Annotated in this window: 16 protein-coding genes; 10 read left to right on the plus strand and 6 right to left on the minus strand. The window is 69.2% G+C overall.

Going from position 1 to position 17,615, the window contains the following annotated elements:
* Window position 1: 1 nt before the first annotated feature.
* From AC1EJR_RS20370 to AC1EJR_RS20395, 6 genes are all read right to left on the minus strand, one after another.
* Complete coding sequence (locus AC1EJR_RS20370) at window positions 2-991, minus strand: FecCD family ABC transporter permease (protein ID WP_477147476.1); 990 nt, start codon at window positions 989-991, stop codon at window positions 2-4.
* On the minus strand, window positions 991-1,833 hold the full coding sequence (locus AC1EJR_RS20375) for a heme/hemin ABC transporter substrate-binding protein (RefSeq protein WP_092295260.1): 843 nt from the start codon (window positions 1,831-1,833) through the stop codon (window positions 991-993). The genes AC1EJR_RS20370 and AC1EJR_RS20375 overlap by 1 nt, the downstream gene beginning before the upstream one ends.
* A 28-nt stretch (window positions 1,834-1,861) precedes the next feature.
* Window positions 1,862-2,908, minus strand: a complete 1,047-nt coding sequence (locus AC1EJR_RS20380; protein WP_477113232.1) for a hemin-degrading factor — start codon at window positions 2,906-2,908, stop codon at window positions 1,862-1,864.
* A gap of 21 nt (window positions 2,909-2,929) precedes the next feature.
* Window positions 2,930-4,249, minus strand: a complete 1,320-nt coding sequence (locus AC1EJR_RS20385; RefSeq protein WP_441592488.1) for an HmuY family protein — start codon at window positions 4,247-4,249, stop codon at window positions 2,930-2,932.
* Between the two features lie 31 nt (window positions 4,250-4,280).
* On the minus strand, window positions 4,281-6,257 hold the full coding sequence (locus tag AC1EJR_RS20390) for a TonB-dependent receptor plug domain-containing protein (RefSeq protein ID WP_477105589.1): 1,977 nt from the start codon (window positions 6,255-6,257) through the stop codon (window positions 4,281-4,283).
* 203 nt (window positions 6,258-6,460) lie between these two features.
* Window positions 6,461-6,814, minus strand: coding sequence for a hypothetical protein (locus tag AC1EJR_RS20395; RefSeq protein ID WP_477113233.1), 354 nt, complete (start codon window positions 6,812-6,814; stop codon window positions 6,461-6,463).
* 293 nt (window positions 6,815-7,107) lie between these two features.
* Between AC1EJR_RS20395 and AC1EJR_RS20400 the strand changes: the two genes are divergently transcribed.
* From AC1EJR_RS20400 to AC1EJR_RS20445, 10 genes are all read left to right on the plus strand, one after another.
* Window positions 7,108-8,787, plus strand: coding sequence for a ShlB/FhaC/HecB family hemolysin secretion/activation protein (locus tag AC1EJR_RS20400; protein ID WP_477113234.1), 1,680 nt, complete (start codon window positions 7,108-7,110; stop codon window positions 8,785-8,787).
* Between the two features lie 39 nt (window positions 8,788-8,826).
* Window positions 8,827-10,608, plus strand: coding sequence for a DUF2341 domain-containing protein (locus tag AC1EJR_RS20405; protein ID WP_092295242.1), 1,782 nt, complete (start codon window positions 8,827-8,829; stop codon window positions 10,606-10,608).
* 15 nt (window positions 10,609-10,623) lie between these two features.
* Window positions 10,624-11,034 (plus strand): ExbD/TolR family protein, encoded by a 411-nt coding sequence (locus AC1EJR_RS20410; RefSeq protein WP_092295239.1) that lies wholly within the window; start codon window positions 10,624-10,626, stop codon window positions 11,032-11,034.
* Window positions 11,035-11,044: 10 nt separating this feature from the next.
* On the plus strand, window positions 11,045-11,755 hold the full coding sequence (locus tag AC1EJR_RS20415; protein ID WP_177219931.1) for an energy transducer TonB family protein: 711 nt from the start codon (window positions 11,045-11,047) through the stop codon (window positions 11,753-11,755).
* 47 nt (window positions 11,756-11,802) lie between these two features.
* Entirely contained in the window at window positions 11,803-13,635 is a 1,833-nt protein-coding gene (locus AC1EJR_RS20420) for a putative porin (RefSeq protein WP_477147477.1), read from the plus strand.
* A 10-nt stretch (window positions 13,636-13,645) separates the two neighbouring features.
* Window positions 13,646-14,377, plus strand: coding sequence for a hypothetical protein (locus AC1EJR_RS20425; RefSeq protein WP_441645078.1), 732 nt, complete (start codon window positions 13,646-13,648; stop codon window positions 14,375-14,377).
* Between the two features lie 37 nt (window positions 14,378-14,414).
* Window positions 14,415-14,978, plus strand: a complete 564-nt coding sequence (locus AC1EJR_RS20430; RefSeq protein ID WP_477113236.1) for a YbjN domain-containing protein — start codon at window positions 14,415-14,417, stop codon at window positions 14,976-14,978.
* Between the two features lie 155 nt (window positions 14,979-15,133).
* Entirely contained in the window at window positions 15,134-15,847 is a 714-nt protein-coding gene (locus tag AC1EJR_RS20435; RefSeq protein WP_477113237.1) for an STN domain-containing protein, read from the plus strand.
* A gap of 3 nt (window positions 15,848-15,850) precedes the next feature.
* Window positions 15,851-16,366: an RNA polymerase sigma factor gene (locus AC1EJR_RS20440; RefSeq protein WP_092295224.1), complete on the plus strand. Its 516-nt coding sequence runs from the start codon at window positions 15,851-15,853 to the stop codon at window positions 16,364-16,366.
* A 99-nt stretch (window positions 16,367-16,465) separates the two neighbouring features.
* Window positions 16,466-17,470, plus strand: coding sequence for a FecR family protein (locus AC1EJR_RS20445; protein WP_177219930.1), 1,005 nt, complete (start codon window positions 16,466-16,468; stop codon window positions 17,468-17,470).
* Window positions 17,471-17,615: the final 145 nt, after the last annotated feature.

Genomic DNA, 17,615 nt, shown 5'->3' on the forward strand with positions numbered 1-17,615 from the left:
GTCAGGCGCTCCGGCGCGTCAGCATCCACAACAGGAAAGGGCCGCCCACGAGGCTCGTGACGATGCCGATCGGCAGCTCGGCGGGAATCACCACCGTGCGCGCCAGCCAGTCGGCCAGCGTCAAGGCAATCGCGCCACCAGCCAGCGTATTCGGCAGCAGCCAGCGGTGATCGGCCCCCAGCGGCAGGCGGATCAGATGCGGTACCACCAGCCCGACAAAGGTGATGGTGCCGGTCACGGCGACGATCGGTCCCACCAGCAGCGCCGTCAGCACGATCAGGCGCCGGCGCAGGCGCGCGAGGTCGAAGCCGAGGTGCTGCGCTTCCCGCTCGCCCAGCAGCAGCGCGTTCATGGCGCGCCAGTCGCGCAGCATCAGCGCGCAGATCACCACCACGAGCGGTACCAGCCAGGCCAGCATGCTCCAGGTGGCCCCGGCCAGACTGCCCATGTTCCAGAAAGTGAGGTTGCGCAGCTGCACATCGCTGGCCTGATAGGTAAAGAAGCCGACGATGCTGGCGCAGATGGCGTTGATGGCCACGCCGGCCAGCAACAGGTTGGCCACGCCGGGCCGCTGCGAGCCGAGGCGATAGGCCAGTGCGGTGGCGATCAGGCTGCCGCCGAACGCTGCCGGCGCGATGCCGAACAGCCCCTCGGCGCCCAGCACGATGGCCGCTACCGCACCGGCGGCACCGCCCAGCGAGATGCCGATCAGGCCCGGCTCCGCCAGCGGGTTGCGGAACAGCGCCTGCATCACCGCGCCCGAGAGCGCCAGTGCGGCGCCCACGGTCACGGCCAGCACAATGCGCGGGAGGCGCACTTCGATCAGGACATTGCGCCAGATCACATCGTCACCGTCGGTGGCGCCGGACCACAGCAGCGGCAGCAGCTTGGCGTGCGGGATCGACAGCGCGCCGMTGGCGGATGCCCAAAGCGCGGAGACCACCAGCACGGCGCACAGGACCGTGAATACGGCAAGCGGCGGACGCGGCATCAGCGTGCGGCGGCCACCGGGCGGGCCGCAAAGCCGGCCTGCAGCTGGCGCAGCGCGTCCGGCAGGCGCGGGCCGAAGCCGAGCAGCAGCAGGTCATCCATGACAACCACGCGTTTCTGTCGCGCGGCCGGCGTGGCGTTCAGGCCGGGCTGCGCCAGGAACTTGTCCACGCTGCCGCTGGCACTGACGGACATCGTCGTGGTGACGATGACATCGGGTTTGAGCGCGGCGGCGGCCTCGGCCGAGAACGGCTTGTAGCCGGTCTGGCCGGCCAGCACGTTGGTCGCGCCGGCCAGCGCCAGCATCGCGTCGGCGGCGGTGTCCTCGCCGGCGGCCTGCATCTTGCCGGTATGGCTGCTCACCAGCAGCACGCGCGGACGCTGCGCCGGCGGCTTGATCTCGCGCAGTTCGGCATGGAGGCGTTCCACCATGGCGGTGCCCCGGGCCTGCATATCCAGCGCGGCGGCCACGCCGAGGATGCGCTGGTCCAGCGCCGCCAGCGTGGGCGCGGAGGGCAGCACCACCACCTTGCTGCCCAGGCGCTGCAGTTGCTCGAAGGCCTGCGGCGGGCCGCTCTGGTCGGACGCCAGCACGAGGTTCGGCTTCAGGCTGGCAACGCCCTCCACAGAGAACGTGCGGTAGTAGCCCACCTTGGGCAGCTTGAGCGCCTCGGGCGGGTAGATGCTCGACGAATCGGCGCCGACCAGCGTGCCGCCGGCGTCGAGCGCATAGACAATCTCGGTGATGGCGCCGCCCAGCCCGACCACGCGGGCCGGCGGCGCCGCGTGGGTCATGCCGGCTGCGCACAGCAGCGAAAGCAGCGCCAGGCGCAGCAAAGTCATGATGAAAACTCCTTCCTGAAAAGACGGCTTACGCCGCCAGCGCCGTCGGGCACAAGGACTCCAGCAGGGCGCGCCACGCCGGCAACTCCGGCTTGCCGGGCTTGCGCTCGCCGAAGAACTGGACGATCAGCTCGCCCTCCGCGCTGTACAGCTCGAGCGACGTGACCCAGCCATCGACCGTGGGCTTGTTGACCACCCAGCTCGACGTCACCGCCGTGGTGTTCAGGTGCAGGTTGAAGGCCGGATCCAGCACGTTGAACCACGGGCCGGTCCGGACCAGCTTCTGCACCGGGCCGGTGTGGATCTGCACGATGCCGCGATTGGCGACAAAGCACATGATCGACAGCCCCGTCTCCGCCGCCTGCTGCAGCATCGTTTCCACCGCGCCGTCGGCCACCTGCTGCGCGAGGTCCTGGCCGGCCGTGCGCAGCGCGCCGATGCGCGACACCTTGTGCTGGCGCAGCATGCTGAAGAAGTCGTGCGTGTCCTTCAGGCCGCGCCAGTCGGCACGCAGCGCTTCGGGGTCGGCGGGCTGGGCGGCCTCGGTGGACGCCGCGAACGGCGCCACCACCACCGGCGTCACCGGCGTCCCCGCCGGCAGGGCGTGCCGGTCGATGTACGCCTGCCAGGCTGCCGCGTCGGTGTGGTCGGTGCGGTAGATCTTGTGCACCGCCTCGCCGGCTTTGTCGAAGAACTGGATGCTGTCCCGGCCGTTCTCGGTCACCGCGTAGAAGTACTGCCACGCGCTGAAGAACATGCGCAGGTCGATGTCCGGCCCGAGCACGATGCCGACCGGGCCATCATCGGCCTGGATGTTGTCGTAGTGGCCGTGCCGCTCGTGCACGGCGGCGTCGTTGCGGGACAGCGCCATGACCGACCCGAGCGAGCCGAGGTCGCGGAACAGCGCCTGCGCGGTGCCGCCCAGCTGGCGCGAGGTCACGCCGCAGCCGGCGGCCACCAGTTCGGCTTCGGTGGCGCCGAGGCGGCTGGCGCGCTCGCGGATGCGCAGGTCGGGTGTGGCGGCCACCAGCGCGGCGTGGCGCTGGCGCAGGGCTTCAAAACTATCTTGTGCCATAGGGTTCTTGGGTGTCGGGTATCAGGGCTGCACGTCGAAGTTGATGGTCCACGTCTGTGCGCTGCTGTTGACGTTCGGATCCGCGTACTGGATCTTGGTCAGGTGGAAGCGGGCGTAGGTGGAACCTTCGCCACCGCGCAGCATCACGGCGCCTTGCGGATTGGCGGCGATCAGGTGGGCCACGGCGGGCAGGCCGTTCGCGGCCGATGCGGCGGCGGTCGGGAAGTAGGAGAGCCAGCCGTAGTTCAGCGCGTTCGGGTAGGCGCCGGTGTACTTCGGGTTCAGCGCGGACGCGTTGGCGTCCTTGATCCACTGGTTGGCGGCCGTGGGCAGCGTCAGGTCCGGCGCGGTGAGGTCGGCCAGCGTGGCAGTGAGGTTCGAGGCATCGGTGAACTTCGACGCCACCGGCGCACCAGTGCCGTCATAGAAGCCCGCCGGCGTCTTGCCCAGGAAGCCCGCCACGGTGCCGCTGCCGGACTGGCCGCCGTTCAGCTTCACGTTGTAGCGGTTGAACGCGATATGCCACGTGCCGCTGGCCGTGCTGACGGCACCCGCCACCAGGTCGTAGTAGACCCAGTCCGCCGAGGCATTGACCTGGGCCGTGCGCACCACGCCCGGCGCAGTGCGGTCGATCCAGCGGAACGACGGATAGCCGGACGTGGTACCGCCCGAGCCGCCGTAGTAGCCAGTGACCTGCAGCGCGAAGACCGGCGCCCCCACGGTGCCCGTGGTGTCCGCGCTGGCGCTGTTGCTGGTGACGATGAAGGTGCGATAGGTGGGGTAGAGCAGGTGGTCGGTGGCGCTGGCCACGCCGTACTCGAAGGCTGCCGAGCTGATCGAGTTGCTGTTCGCGAACACGCCGGCAGCGGAGTCCTTCAGGAACACGGCGGCAGGCAGCGTGCCATTGACCGGATCGATGGTGGCGTTCTTCCAGGTGGACAGGTCAGCCCAGGTGTTCGCGAGGGGGCTGCCGAACACGCCGCCGCCGCCGGTACCGCTCGTGCCGCTATTGCTCCAGAGCGTGCCGGTGAGCCCGCTGCTGGTGACCTTCAGGTCCCAGCCGGTGCCCGTGCAGCCGGCCACTTCGGCCTTGGTGTTGAAGTCGTAGCACAGCGACGTGCCGGCGGCCGGCAGCGTGAACGTCCATTCGGCCGTCTGCGTGAAGCTCGACGTGGGCGTGACGGTCGGCGGCGCGACCACGCCGCCACCGCCGCTGGTGGGCGGCGTGGTGGCGGTACCGCCGTCGTCGCCGCCGCCGCCGCAGGCGGCAAGGGTCGCGGCGAGCGCGATGATACTGAGCGCGCCCAGCGCGCGGCGAGTGGTGGGTTGGGTATTGTTCATGGTAGTTCGCTCCCCTGGTTGCTTGTTGGAATCAGCGGACGACGTCGACATTGAATCGCGCGCCCAGATAGACAAAGCGCCCCGCCACGGGCCCGAAATCACTGGCATTCGAAAAATCGCGCTGGCGGCCGAACAGGTTGTTCACGCCCGCGAAGACGGCGGCATTGCGGCCGATGCGCTGGTTGACGACCAGATCGAGCGTGCCCCAGCCCGGCGAGCGCGCGCCGGTKGTGGAATCCGCCACTTCGCTGCTCTGGAAGCGCGCCCGAGCGGTGATCTCGGTGGATGGCAGCACGCGCCAGTCCGCGCCGAGCCGGCCCATATGGCGCGGACGGCGGGTCAGCTGCGCGCCGGTGTCGAGGTCGTCTGCGTCGGTGTAGGTGTAGGCGGCGGTCAGGCCCAGCGCCCCGGTGGCGCGCCAGCGCAGCGAGGTTTCCGCGCCCTGGGTGCGTGCCCGTGCCACGTTGCGGTAGGTGTAGGTGGCAATGCCGTTGACCAGCGTGAAGTTGGCCATGTCGGTCTGGATCAGGTCCGAGACGCGGTTGTAGAACAGGTTGGCATCCACCGTCACGCGGTCGCGCCAGCTCAACTGGCCGCCGAGCTGGAAGCTGTGCGACGACTCGGGCTTGAGGTCCGGGTTGCCCAGCACCATGTAGCCCAGCGAGCTGTGGTCGAACAGGTAGTGCCGCTCCTTGAGGTTCGGCACGCGATAGCCCTGGCCGTAGTTGGCGCGCAGCACGCCCTTCCAGTCCTCGGTGGCGAGCAGGTTGCCGCGCACGCCGATCTTGGGCGCGAAGTGGCTGCCGAAGTCCGAATCCTGCTGGCCGCGCAGGCCGACGATCATCTCCCAGGTCTCGCTGAACAGGATGTCGTTCTGGAAGTAGAGCTCGCCGGCGCGGCGCTCGGCATTCCCGGCCAGCTCGGAGGCGCCGTTGACGGTCTGGTCCAGCCGCTCGCGGTGGAAATCGGCGCCGAACTGCCAGAGTTGCGAGTACCAAGCCGGCAGGTCGAACTGGGTCGACACATGGTCGGTGCGCTGCGAACTGTTGCGCGTGGCGGTCTGGAAGCTGTTGGAGAACTCGCGCGTGGTGGTGTCGTAGGTCTCGGCCACGCCCGCCAGCCGGGCCCGCACGCCGTTGTCGAAGCGCCATTGCCCGCCGTAGGTATAGCGGTTGCGGTCGATATCCTCGGTCTTGCGCTGCGGCACGTAGTTGGGCGGGGCGTAGTACTGGTAGCGCTGCTCGTCGGTCTCCCGATAGGCGCTGGCGTCGAACCAGAAGCTGCCGGCCTGCGTGGGCAGCCACTCCAGCCGGCCAGCGTACTGCTGGCGGCGCACGGCGTCGCCGTGGCGGGTCCAGCCATCGGGGTCCACCGCGAAGCCCTTGTTGTCCAGGCCATCGGCGGAAAGCCGGCCGCGGAACTGCTCGGTGCCGCCTTCCACGCGCACGTTGCCGTGCAGCAGGCCGGGCGAGCCATCGGCGTTCTGGCCGCCGTAGCTGCCGCCATCGGCCGAAACCGCGCCTGAAAAGCCCTTGCGGATGGGGCGCGTGATGACGTTGATCACGCCGCCCATGGCCGAACTGCCGTATTGCGCCGAACTGGCCCCCTTCACCACCTCCACCCGGTCCACGTCGGTCAGCAGGTACTGGGAGACATCCACCGTGGAGCCGGTGCTGGCCGTAATCGGCAGGCCGTCGATCAGCACCAGCACCTGGTCGCTGGTCATGCCCTGCAGCGTCACTTCGTAGCCCGACTTGCCGTGGATTTCCCGCAGTTGCAAGCCGGGCACGTTCTCCAGCGCGTCTTTCAGCGTGCGGGCGTGGGTGCGCTCGATTTCCTGGCGATCCACCACCTCGGTACGGATGGGCGTCTCATCGATCGACTTCTCCGAGCGGGTGCCGGTGACCACCACGGCCGGCAATTCCTGGCCGTCGGCAGCGAGGGCATGGGCCGCCGGCCACGTCGAAAGCAGGGAGCCGGTAACGAGCGCGATACGTGTGAGACGCATGAATTGAGAGGTCAATACGAAAGGAAGTACGAATGATAATGATTCGTATTGATTTGTACAACATGATACGTTTGGAAACATTTAGATACATTTGGGCAGGTCGAAGGCGCCGATTGCGGGCAGCGAGAGGAGAGGGGACGCGGGTAGAAGGCGGTGACATGGGCCGGCGCAGGGGGTGCGCCGCCCGAGAAAAACGGCAGCCGTCAGGGCTGCCCGCGCGGCACCACCGGCGCAGCCGGCGGCGGGGTGGCCGGCCGCTGGGGATAGACCGACGTACCGAAGGTGTTCCCCATGCGATGGCTGGTGGCGGCGTTGTTATAGAGCCCCAGCTGGTTCGATGGCCGTTGCACGATCGACTCGGACGACATCGTCGACTCTCCCTTGCCGGCCGGGCCGCCGCCCGTGGGTTTCAGCTTTTCGGTCAGGCAGTCGTACGAAGGCGCGTGTTCGCCGTTCACCTCCACTTCCACGCACGGCGCCGCCCAGGCCGACGCCATGGGCGCCGCGCTACCCGCCGCGATGGCGGCTATCGCCACCAGCCAGTTCTGCATGCCCATGTCGATGCCTCCGTTCGTGTCGTTCCTGTCGTTCCTGTCGTTCGTGTGGGCGCTCTGCCTCGCCCGAGTATAGCCAGCCGTGCCGCGCGGCCGCGCACCATTTTTTTCTCGATGAAGCTTTTGTGACAAACGACAGTCGGCGCCCGTGCCGGCCGTCTAGGCAACCGAGCGCAACGCTGACATGAAGGCTTTCCATCATGTCTCCCGCTGCCGAATGCATCCGCATCACGGGCCTTGGTCGAGGCCGCGGGCGCGCCACGGCACCGAATCGAACAAGAGCAATTGAGTCAACAATGCATGACGTGAAGAAGAACGGCCCGCCTTCGAGCTGGAGTGCGGTGTGGCTGGCGGTCATTGGACTGGGAACCTCGGGTTTGGCAGGGGCGCAGCAGGCGGCAACGGCAGAGGCGCCGGCCGCCAGCGCCACGGCCGCTACCGCAGCTGAGGCCACTGCGCCCGCGCCGGGCAAGGCCGAGACGGCGCGGCGTGTCAACGTCAACGAGTACATCGTGCGCGGCAATACCGTGCTCGACGTCCGCTCGATCGAGCGGGCGGTCCGCCCGTTCCTGGGCCCGGACCGCACCATGCAGGACATCGAGGGCGCGCGGGACGCGCTCACGGCGGCCTACCAGGCCAAGGGATACCAGTCGGTCTATGTCGAACTGCCCGAGCAGCAGGTCAGCGGCGGCATCGTGTTCCTGCAGGTCAGCGAGACGCGCGTGGGCCGCGTGCGCGTGGTGGGCACCGAGTACAACTCGCCGCGCGAGGTGCGCGAGCAGGTACCGGCGCTGAAGGAAGGCGCCGTGCCCGACTTCACGCAGGTGCAGGCGGAGCTGACCGCCGTGAATCGCGGCGCCAAGCGCCAGGTGGCGCCGCTGGTCCGGCAGGGCAGCCTGCCCGGCACGATGGATGTCGACCTGAAGGTGGACGACAGCAGCCCGTGGCGCGCCAGCGTCGGCCTGAACAACGACTACAGCCCCGATACCGAGGCCCTGCGCGCCACCGCCTCGCTGGGGCACGACAACCTCTGGCAGCTCGGCCACAGCGCCTCGCTGAGTTTCTTCGGCGCGCCGCAGGACATGAACCAGACCAAGGTGTTCTCGGGCTCCTACGTGGCGCCGTTCCGGGGCACGAACTGGAGCGTGGAAGCCTCGGGCTACAAGTCGGACAGCAATGTCGCCACCGTGGGCGGCACCAGCGTGCTCGGCAAGGGCCATTCGGTCGGGATCAAGGGCACCTACACCGTGCCGGACACCGGCGCGTGGTGGCATGCCCTGAGCCTGGGCGTGGACTTCAAGGACAACCAGGAAACCACCCGGTTCGGCGCCTCCAGCGACAACGTGCCGCTCAAGTACGCGCCCATCACGCTGTCCTATGCGGGCTTCACCCAGAGCGAGCGCGGCCAGTACGGCCTGAATATCGCGCTGGTATCCGGCACGCGCAGCTTCCTCGGCTACGGCAGCAACTGGGAACAGTTCGACTACAAGCGCTACAAGGCGTCGCCGAGCTTCACCGTGCTCAAGGCCGATACCACCGGCAGCTACAGCTTCCCCGGCAACACCCAGCTCGCATGGCGGCTGGCCGGGCAGATCACCGATTCCCCGCTGGTGTCGAGCGAACAGCTCGCGGCCGGCGGCATGAACTCGGTGCGCGGCTACCTCTCGGCTGAAGCCACCGGCGACTACGGCGTGGTCGGCTCGGTCGAACTGCGCGCGCCGCCGCTGCCGTTCTTCCCCACCGTGGTCGAGGACTGGCGCGTGTACGCCTTCGTCGATGGCGGCCAGCTGCGGCTGCGCGAACCGCTGCCCGAGCAGGAAAGCACGTTCTCGCTGGCCTCGGTGGGCCTGGGCACCAGCTTCCGCCTCGGCCAGCAGGTCACGGGCCGCCTGGACCTGGGCTTCCCGCTCAAGGCCGGCCCCCGCACGGAACGCTTCGACCCACGCCTGAATTTCAGCGTCACCGCGAGTTACTGAGCGCGGGCGCCCCTCATATATCTACGGAGAACCCTTGTCATGCGACGCATCGTTTTGCTTCTGCTCGCGCTAGCGAGCACCCTGCTGCCGGGCCTGGCGCACGCCTGGTGGCAGCCCGACTGGGCCTATCGCAAGCCGGTCACGATCGATGCCGGCCCGCAGGGCGGCGCCATCGGCGGCGATGCCGGCCGCACGCCGGTGCTGCTGCGCCTGCATACCGGCAATTTCACCTTCGAGGGCGTCAGCGAGAGCGGCGCCGACCTGCGCTTTGTCGCCGGTGACGACAAGACCGTGCTGAACCACCAGATCGAACAGTTCGACCCGCTGCTGGGCATCGCACTGGTCTGGGTGGATGTACCGGCCGTCTCGGCGGGCAGCCCGCAGCAGATCTGGATGTACTACGGCAACCCCAAGGCACCCGCCTCAGGCAACGGCCAGCGCAGCTTCGACCCCGACTACACGCTGGTCTACCACTTCACCGAGGCCAACGTGCCGGCGCGGGACTCCACCGCCTACGGCAACAACAGCCAGACCGCCGTGGTGAGCAAGGACGGCACCATCATCGGGCGTGGCGCCCAGCTCGGCACCGCACCGCTGATGCTGCCCGCCTCGCCGTCGCTGGCGCTCCAGGCCGGCGCTCCCTTCACGTTCTCGGCGTGGGTGCGCCCGGACCAGCTTGGCGCGCAGCAGGTGATCTATGCCCGCCGCGATGGCGCCAGCGAACTGGTGATCGGCATCGACCAGGGCGTGCCGTTCGTGCAGGTCAACGGCCAGCGCAGCCGCCCGGGCCAGCCGGTGCAGGCCGGGCAGTGGTCGCACCTGGCGGTCAATGCGGATGGCAAGGCCGTCACGCTCTTCGTGGGTGGCCGCTCTGCCGCAACGCTGCCGCTGGCGCTGCCGGCGCTGAACACGCCTGCCGCCATCGGCGCGCCGGTGGCCGGGGGTACCGCCGAAACCAGCGGCACGCCGTTCGCCGGTGCCATCGACGAACTGCGCCTGTCGAAGATCGCGCGCCCGGCGCCGCTGCTGCTGGCGGACGCCGTGTCGCAAGGCGCCGAATCGCGCCTGACGGCGTTCGGCCCCGATGAACAGCAGGCCGGCAAGAGCCACTTCGGCTTCATCCTCGCGGCCATGCCGCTGGACGCCTGGATCGTGGTGGCGCTGCTGGGCCTGATGATGGCCACGTCGTGGGCCATCATGATCACCAAGGGCCGCAGCTATGGCGCCAACGCGCGCGCCAACGCCGCCTTCATGACGCATTTCCGCGATACGTCCGCGGCTTCGCTGGACCATCTCGCCAAGACCGGCCGCGTGCCAGCGGAGGTGAAGGCGAACTCGTCGCTGTGGCGCCTGTACGAGGTGGCCACCGAGGAGCTGCACCGCCGCCACCAGATGGGCTACGACCTCAACGCGGTGTCCGACGCCACCATCAGCGCGATCCGCGCGGCGATGGACGGCGTGATGGTGCGCGAGAACGAGCGCATGGCACAACGCATGAACTGGCTCTCCACCACCATCGAAGGCGCCCCGTACGTGGGCCTGTTCGGCACCGTCATCGGCATCATGCTGGTGTTCGTGGTGGCGGCCATGGCCGGCGCCGTGGACATCAACTCGGTGGCACCGGGCATGGCCGCGGCGCTGCTGTGTACCGCCGCCGGCCTCGGCGTCGCCATTCCGGCGCTGTTCGGCTACAACTGGCTGGCCTCGCGCTCGGACGCCATCGGCGCCGACATGGCGGTGTTCGTGGATGAGTTCGCCACGCGCCTGGCCGAAGAGCAGGGCGAGGGCCGCCGCGTGCCCGCCGCGCTGCACAGCGCCTGACGGGGTACCGAAACCATGGCACACGCAGCCAAGTTCGGCACGAAGAAGCGCACCGGCGGCATCAACATCACGCCATTCGTGGACGTGCTGCTGGTGGTGCTGGTGATCTTCATCCTCACCAGCAACGCCAGCATCCCCGGCATCAAGGTGGATCTGCCGAAGGCCAGCGCCTCGGTGGCGCTGGAGAAGCCCAAGACCAAGGCGATCACTATCGACAACGCCGGCCAGGTGTTCCTGGACGCCTACCCGGTGTCACTGCCGGAGCTGGAGGAGCGCCTGCGCACCGAGAAGGCGCTGACGCCGGATTTCCCGGTGATCGTGCGCGGCGATGCCGCCGTGCAATACGCGAAGGTGGTGGAGGTGCTCGACCTGCTGCGGCGGATCGAGCTGAACCAGATCGGCCTCGTCACCGGCAAGCCGGCGTAAGGGAGACAGCGTGAACCGTCGCGATCCCCCGCCTGATTTCCGCGCACGCGTTGCGGTGCTCTGGCGCCGCTGGGGCGGGCACCTGATTGGCGCGCTGGCGTTCGTGGTGCTCGCGGCCGTGGTCTGGTACCTGCTGTCCGGCACGGCCAGCACCAAGCGCGAGGTAGCCGCCACGCCCACGCTGGTGCTGCCCCCACCGCCGCCTCCGCCGCCCGAGCCCGAGAAACTGCCCGAGCCGGAGCCGGAGAAGGTCAAGCCGGAAATCAAGGAGCCCGAGCCCAAGCCGATGGAGCCGCTCGATCCGCCCAAGGACGACAGCCCGCCCAGCCCCTCGAAGGACCTGGGCGACCCKGTCACCATCGACGGCGCCGCGCAGGCCGGCACCGATGCGTTCGGCATCGGCGCGGGCAGCGGCGGCGGCATGACCGGCGGCGGGGGCGGGCTCGGCAGCCGCTCCTACGCGTCGTGGCTGTCCAGCGCGCTGCAGCAGGCGTTTGCGCGTGACGCGCGCACCCGCCAGCTGGCGTTCGACGATATCCGCATCGACGTCTGGCTCGATGCGGACGGCACCGTCACGCGCGTGCAGCTCTCGCAAGGCACCGGCAACGCGAAGACCGACGAAGCGGTGCTCGCCATGGTGCGCGAATTCCGTGCCGACGAACGCCCGCCGGCCACGCTGCGCTCGCCGTTGCGCATGTCGATCAAGGGGCGCCGGCCATGACGATGCCGCGCGCTCCCCATTCCCAACACATCATGCAGAACACACCGATGAATCCCTCCGCCATCCACCCGCGCGCCACGCCCATCACGCGCGCTCCACGCACCCGGCGCCGCGCGCAGGCGCTTGCCCTGGCCGTCGCGCTGCTGGCCGCGGGTGGCGGCGCCAACGCGCAGACCGCCGCCCAGGGCGACAGCACCATGGTCAAGCTGATCCGTGGCCTGATCGAGAGCGGCGCGCTGCGCAAGGACGCCGGCGAGGCCCTGCTGGCGCAGGCCCAGACCGAGGCGATGGCCGCGCAGCAGACCCAGCGCCAACTGGCGACCATGCAGGCGTCCAGCGGCACGGGTGCCGGCGCCGGGGCCGGTGTCGCCACGGGTGCCGCTGCCGGTGCCGTGACCGCCGCCGCGCTGCAACCGGGCGACGTACGCGTGCCGTACATCCCGGAAACCGTGCGGGACGAGATCCGCGACGAGGTGAAGGTGCAGGTAATGGCCCAGGCCAAGGCCGAAGGCTGGGCCGCGCCGAACGAAACGCCGGAGTGGACCCAGCGCATCCATGTCGAGGGCGATGTACGCCTGCGCAACGAATCGCGCTTCTACTCGGGCAACAACAGCAATATCGAGATCGACTGGGCCGCCATCAACTCGGGCGGCGGCTTCGACGTCAACCCGAACACCAACCTGGCGCTCCCGCCGCTGCTCAACACGCGCCAGAACCGCACGCTCCAGTGGAAGGCCCGCGCGCGGATTGGCGTGCTCGCCGATGTGTCCGAGAGCGTGAAGGCCGGCGTGCGCCTGGCCACCGGCAACGACAACAGCCCGGTCTCCACCAACCAGACGCTCGGCGGCGGGCTGGCCAAGAAGGACGTCTGGCTCGACCAGGGCTGGCTGTCGTACCAGCCGTTMGAATGGGTCAAGGTCACCGGCGGCCGCTTCGGCAACCCGTTTGTGTCGTCGGACACGCTGTTCTCGAATGACCTGAATTTCGACGGCATCGCCGCGCAGTTCGACAAGGCGCTGCCTAACCGCGACATCTCGCTGTTCGGCTCGCTGGGCCTGATCCCGCTCGAATACTCGTCGGACGGCTTCCCGGGCAACAGCCAGGACAAGATGAGCAGCGAGAACAAGTGGCTGCTGGGCGCGCAGATCGGCGCGAGCTGGAAGGTGAACGACGACAACCGCCTGCGCGGCGCGCTGGCCTACTACGACTTCCACAACGTCAGCGGCCGGGTGTCCGACCCCTGCGCGCTGTACGCGGGCGCCACCAGCTGCAGCACCGACTGGAGCCGTCCGGCCTTCATGCAGAAGGGCAACACGCTGATGCTGCTGCGCAATATCGCGCTCAACCCGCTCGACCCGGCTAACACGCCGCAGCCGCAGTACGTGGGCCTGGCCTCGCAATTMCAGCTGCTCGACGTCAACCTGCGCTGGGACACCAAGGTGGCCGGCAAGTACATGCTGCGGCTGGACGGCAACTACATCCGCAACCTCGCCTACGACCCGGACGAGATGTTCGCGCGCGCCAACGGCGGCATTGTGAACAACTTCGGCGCCAGCGGCGGCACCAGCCGCGCGGACTTCAAGAGTGGCGGCAACGCCTACATGTTCCAGGCCACCTTCGGCAAGCCCACGCCTTCGGCACGCGGCGACTGGAACGTGCTGGCCGGCTACAAGCGCATCGAGCCGGACGCCATGCCGGACGGCTACAACGATTCGACCTTCCACATGGGCGGCACCAATGCGCGCGGCTACTACCTCGGCGGCTCCTATGCGTTCGACAAGAACGCCTGGGTGACCGGCCGCTGGATCTCGACCAAGGAAGTGTTCGGGCCGCCGCTGTCGATCGACACGCTGCAGCTTGAAGTCAACGCCCGTTTCTAAGGAGGACACCGTGTCCCATCCGTTCCTCCCCGGCATTGCCCTGGCCGCCGCGCTGTTGGTGGCCGGCGGCGCCGCCCATGCCCAGCAGGCCCCGGCCGGCCAGAGCATGGAAGAGCGCCTGCGCAACCAGCTCCGCAACACCACCGCGCAGCTCCAGCAGGCGCAGAACGAACTGGCCGTGCTCAAGGCAGGCGGCGGCAGCCAGCCCGCCGCCAAGGCTGGCGCGGCACCGGCCGATGTCGATGCCCTGAAGAAGGAGCTGGAGGCTGCCCGCGCGCAGCTGGCCAGCGAGCGCCAGTCGCGCGACGCGCTGCGCCAGAGCCAGCAGCAGGGCCAGGCGCAGGTGGAAAAGGCTGGCGCGCAGATCGCCCAGTATCGCGGCGCGTACGACGAACTGCTCAGGATGGCACGCGGACTGGACGCCGAGCGCCAGCGCCTGGCCGCCGAGACCACCGCGCAGAAGACCGCGCTGACCCAGTGCGAAGCCAAGAACGCGCAGTTGTACGCGGTGGGCCAGGAGGTGCTGCAGGCCTACGAGACCGTCGATCTCGGCACGGTGCTGAGCGCACGCCAGCCCTTTGCCGCGCAGAGCCGCGTGCGCTACGAGCAGATCGCCCAGCAGTTTGGCGACAAGCTCTACGAAGGGCAGTTCTCCGCCGCTGCGGCGGCGCAGGCTGCCCCGCCGGCCCCGCCCGCCCAGTCGGCGAGCCAGCCGGACGCCGCGCCGCAAAAGACGCACTAACCCCTCTTCTACCGATTTCAGATTTCAGGACCAGTACATGACCACCATCGCCACCCCGTTCGACGCCGTCGCACAAACCATCGAACAACCGACCCCGACCCTCCTGCAGACCGTCACGCCGGAGCAGGTCGCGGACGCCATCAAGGCGGCCGGCTGCGCCGTCACCGTTATCGAGCAGGAGGGCGTGCCGCGCCTGCATAGCGCCAGCCATGGCGTCGGCTTCCAGGTGCTGTGGGGCAATGCCGCCGCGCCCGGCGAGTATGTGGATTTCACGCTGAGCTGCCCGCTGCGCGTGCAGGGCGGCACGCTGCCCGAGGGCGTGGTGGCCGAGTGGCACCGCAGCCGGCGCTTCGCGCGTGTGGCGCAGCACGGCGAGTTTGTGGTGCTGGAGATGGATGTGATGGTCTCCGGCGGCGTCGCGCCCACCTATCTCGGCGTGGCGATGCAGCTCTGGGTGCAGATGATGGGGCAGTTCTTCCTGCATCTGCGCAACTTCCAGGCTGCCGGGACGGAAGCGGCGACGGAAGCGGCGACGGAAGCGGCGACCGATGCAGCCGTCACCGATGACGTCACCGCCGCCACCGACGCCGTTGCCGGCTGAAGCTTGCCACGCCCCCCTCCCGGAGGGGGGAGGGCAGTACGCCGCCTTGCAGTCACGGTTACGTCACACAGGAGTCCTACGATGCGGACCGGCTCAAGGCGCCCGCAAACGGCGCCGTCGGGCATTCCTCAACGGACGACTCATCTTGGATCGTGATGGCAAGGCTGGTCGCATCGCCCAGTGCGCGCGCGCTGGTGGGTTACCTGACGCTGCTCGTGCTCTGCATGGCCTGCCAGAAGCTCCGCGCCCAGCAGGCCACGCCGGACGGCATGGCCGAGATCGCCTTCGACCTGCCGGCCCAGCCGTTGAAACAGGCGTTGGCGCAGTACGACAGGCTGACCAGCCTGTCCGTCTTCTTCCCTTCGGAACTCGCGGAGGGCCGCACTTCGAATCCGGTGCATGGCAGCTATCGCCCCGAGGACGCGCTGCGCAGGCTGGTGGACGGCACCGGGCTGACCGTGCAGGCCGCTGCGTCCGACGCCTTCGTGCTGATCCCCACACCCCGCCCGCCGGATGCGCCCGCACCAGAGGCCACCGCCAGCCGGCAGCGCCAGGTCGACGGCGCGGTGCAGGCGCGCATCTACCGGGCGCTGTGCGCGCGGCCGTCGCTGGCGTTCGGGGAATACCGGCTGGCGCTGCGCGTGCATGTCGATGCCTCCGGCCATGTGCGGCAGGTGCGGCTGCTGGACACCACCGGCGACAAGGCACGCGATGCAGCCATCGTTGAGACCCTCGAACAGGTCGATGTGGGCCTGTCGCCCGCCGATCCGTCGCGGCCCTTCGTGCTGCTGGCCCACCCCGTGCACTGCGACGCACGGGCGGCGCAGGCCGGCGCCTGCCGCCCGGCGTGCGAACGGCAGGCGGGCTGAGCCATGAGCGATTCCACCCGCGCCACCCTGCGCGACCTCCTCGCGCTGCGCTACGAAGACCTCAAGCGCCGCCTGACGTGGCGGCTCGGCTCGTCCGAGCTGGCCAGTGACGCGCTGCACGACACCTGGGTCCATCTGGAAGACCGCAGCGAGGAAAGCGGCCCGGTCAGCAGCCCGGCCGCCTACCTGATGCGGATGGCGACCAACCTCGCGCTGGACCGGCTCCAGCGCGACCGCCGCTATATGAGTGCGGACGAGGTGGACACGCTGATGCTCGAAATCGCGGATCCCGCCCCGGGGCCGGCGCAGACCGTGGCCGCCCGCGACGAGCTGGAGGCGCTGGCGCGGCTGATCGACAGCATGCCGCCCCGGCGGCGGGCGATCTTCCTCGCGGTGCGCGTGGAGGAGCGCTCCAACCAGGAGGTGGCGGTGCGCTTCGGCGTATCCACGCGACTGGTCGGTCTGGAACTGAAACGCGCCCATGAGTACTGCATGGCGCACATGCCGAAGCATGAGTGAAGAAATTGTGCCGATCCGCGTCCGCCCAACCGTCTTGTCTGTAAGCCTGCTGGCCGGGCGCTACCCGAGGATGGCTCGTCTGACGCCATGATCCCAACCATGAATGCTCCGTTCCCCCCGCCGCGCGAACTGGATCCCGTCGAGCGGCAGGCGCTCGCCTGGGTGCGCCGTGTCGCGGCGGGCGAGATCACGCATGCCGACGGCGCGGCGCTGCGGCAGTGGTGTCAGGCGAACCCTGCCCACGCCGCCGCTTTTGCCGCCGCGCGCGCCCGTTGGGCCCAGCTCGGCGAGGCCGCCGCGATGGTCAAGGCGCGCAACCCCGCCGCCATACACGCCACCCTGCCGGCGGCACGGCGTCCGTCCAGCTGGCAGCGGCGTGCGTTCCTCGGTGGCGCGCTGGGCGCCACCGCGGCGACGGCGGTAGCAGCCGTCGTCCACCCGCCGCTGGGCCTGTGGCCCGCCGCCAATGAATGGCGTGCCGACTACCGCACCGCCACCGGCGAACAGCGGCGGCTGGCGCTGGGCGGCGCCGTCGATGTCGAACTCAATACGCGCACCAGCATCGCGGTGTGGCCCGGCGCGGGCGGCACGCGCGGCATCGACCTGATCGCCGGGGAAGCCGCCATCGACCTGAGCCGTGCCGAAACGCCCTTCGTGGTGGCGGCCGGCGCCGGCCATACGCAGGCGCTTCAGCGCCAGGCGGCGCGCTTCGAGGTCCGGCACCTGGACGGCGCGGTGTGCGTGACCTGCATCGACGGCCAGGTACAGGTGGCCCATGCCAGCGGCACCGTGCAACTGTCGGGCGGCCAGCGCCTGCGCTACGACGACCACACGCTGGGCCGCGCCGAACAGCTCGATGCCGCGCGCATGCCGGGCTGGCGCCAGGGCTACCTGCGCTTCACCGATGCGCCGCTGGGCGAGGTGCTCGACGAGATCAATCGTTACCGTACCGGCAAGGTCGTGCTGCTGGACCGCCAACTCGCGGCGAAGCCGGTCACCGGCCGTTTTCAGATTCACGCGCTCGACAAGGCCATCGTCCAGATGCAGCGCTCGTTCGGGCTGCACGCGCGCACGCTGCCGGGCGGCATGGTGCTGCTGAGCTAGGTTTTTCGCAGGCACGGTGGTCCGGGTTTTCCCGGATCGCTGTCACGAAATCTTCAAGGAAAAGCTTGCCGATTCCCTTCGGCCCAATGGTCTAGGTCCCAGGAGCATCGACGGCGCTTGCCGTCGGTGGACATGACGACAGGGC

It is taken from the genome of Cupriavidus sp. 05T42, from assembly GCF_056396345.1.

Excerpts from the sequence above, each read along its gene's own strand:
- AC1EJR_RS20375 (WP_092295260.1), bottom strand. The coding sequence starts at position 1,833 with ATGACTTTGCTGCGCCTGGCGCTGCTTTCGCTGCTGTGCGCAGCCGGC.
- AC1EJR_RS20380 (WP_477113232.1), bottom strand. The coding sequence starts at position 2,908 with ATGGCACAAGATAGTTTTGAAGCCCTGCGCCAGCGCCACGCCGCGCTG.
- AC1EJR_RS20385 (WP_441592488.1), bottom strand. The coding sequence starts at position 4,249 with ATGAACAATACCCAACCCACCACTCGCCGCGCGCTGGGCGCGCTCAGT.
- AC1EJR_RS20395 (WP_477113233.1), bottom strand. The coding sequence starts at position 6,814 with ATGGGCATGCAGAACTGGCTGGTGGCGATAGCCGCCATCGCGGCGGGT.
- AC1EJR_RS20400 (WP_477113234.1), top strand. The coding sequence starts at position 7,108 with ATGCATGACGTGAAGAAGAACGGCCCGCCTTCGAGCTGGAGTGCGGTG.
- AC1EJR_RS20405 (WP_092295242.1), top strand. The coding sequence starts at position 8,827 with ATGCGACGCATCGTTTTGCTTCTGCTCGCGCTAGCGAGCACCCTGCTG.
- AC1EJR_RS20410 (WP_092295239.1), top strand. The coding sequence starts at position 10,624 with ATGGCACACGCAGCCAAGTTCGGCACGAAGAAGCGCACCGGCGGCATC.
- AC1EJR_RS20430 (WP_477113236.1), top strand. The coding sequence starts at position 14,415 with ATGACCACCATCGCCACCCCGTTCGACGCCGTCGCACAAACCATCGAA.
- AC1EJR_RS20435 (WP_477113237.1), top strand. The coding sequence starts at position 15,134 with ATGGCAAGGCTGGTCGCATCGCCCAGTGCGCGCGCGCTGGTGGGTTAC.
- AC1EJR_RS20440 (WP_092295224.1), top strand. The coding sequence starts at position 15,851 with ATGAGCGATTCCACCCGCGCCACCCTGCGCGACCTCCTCGCGCTGCGC.
- AC1EJR_RS20445 (WP_177219930.1), top strand. The coding sequence starts at position 16,466 with ATGAATGCTCCGTTCCCCCCGCCGCGCGAACTGGATCCCGTCGAGCGG.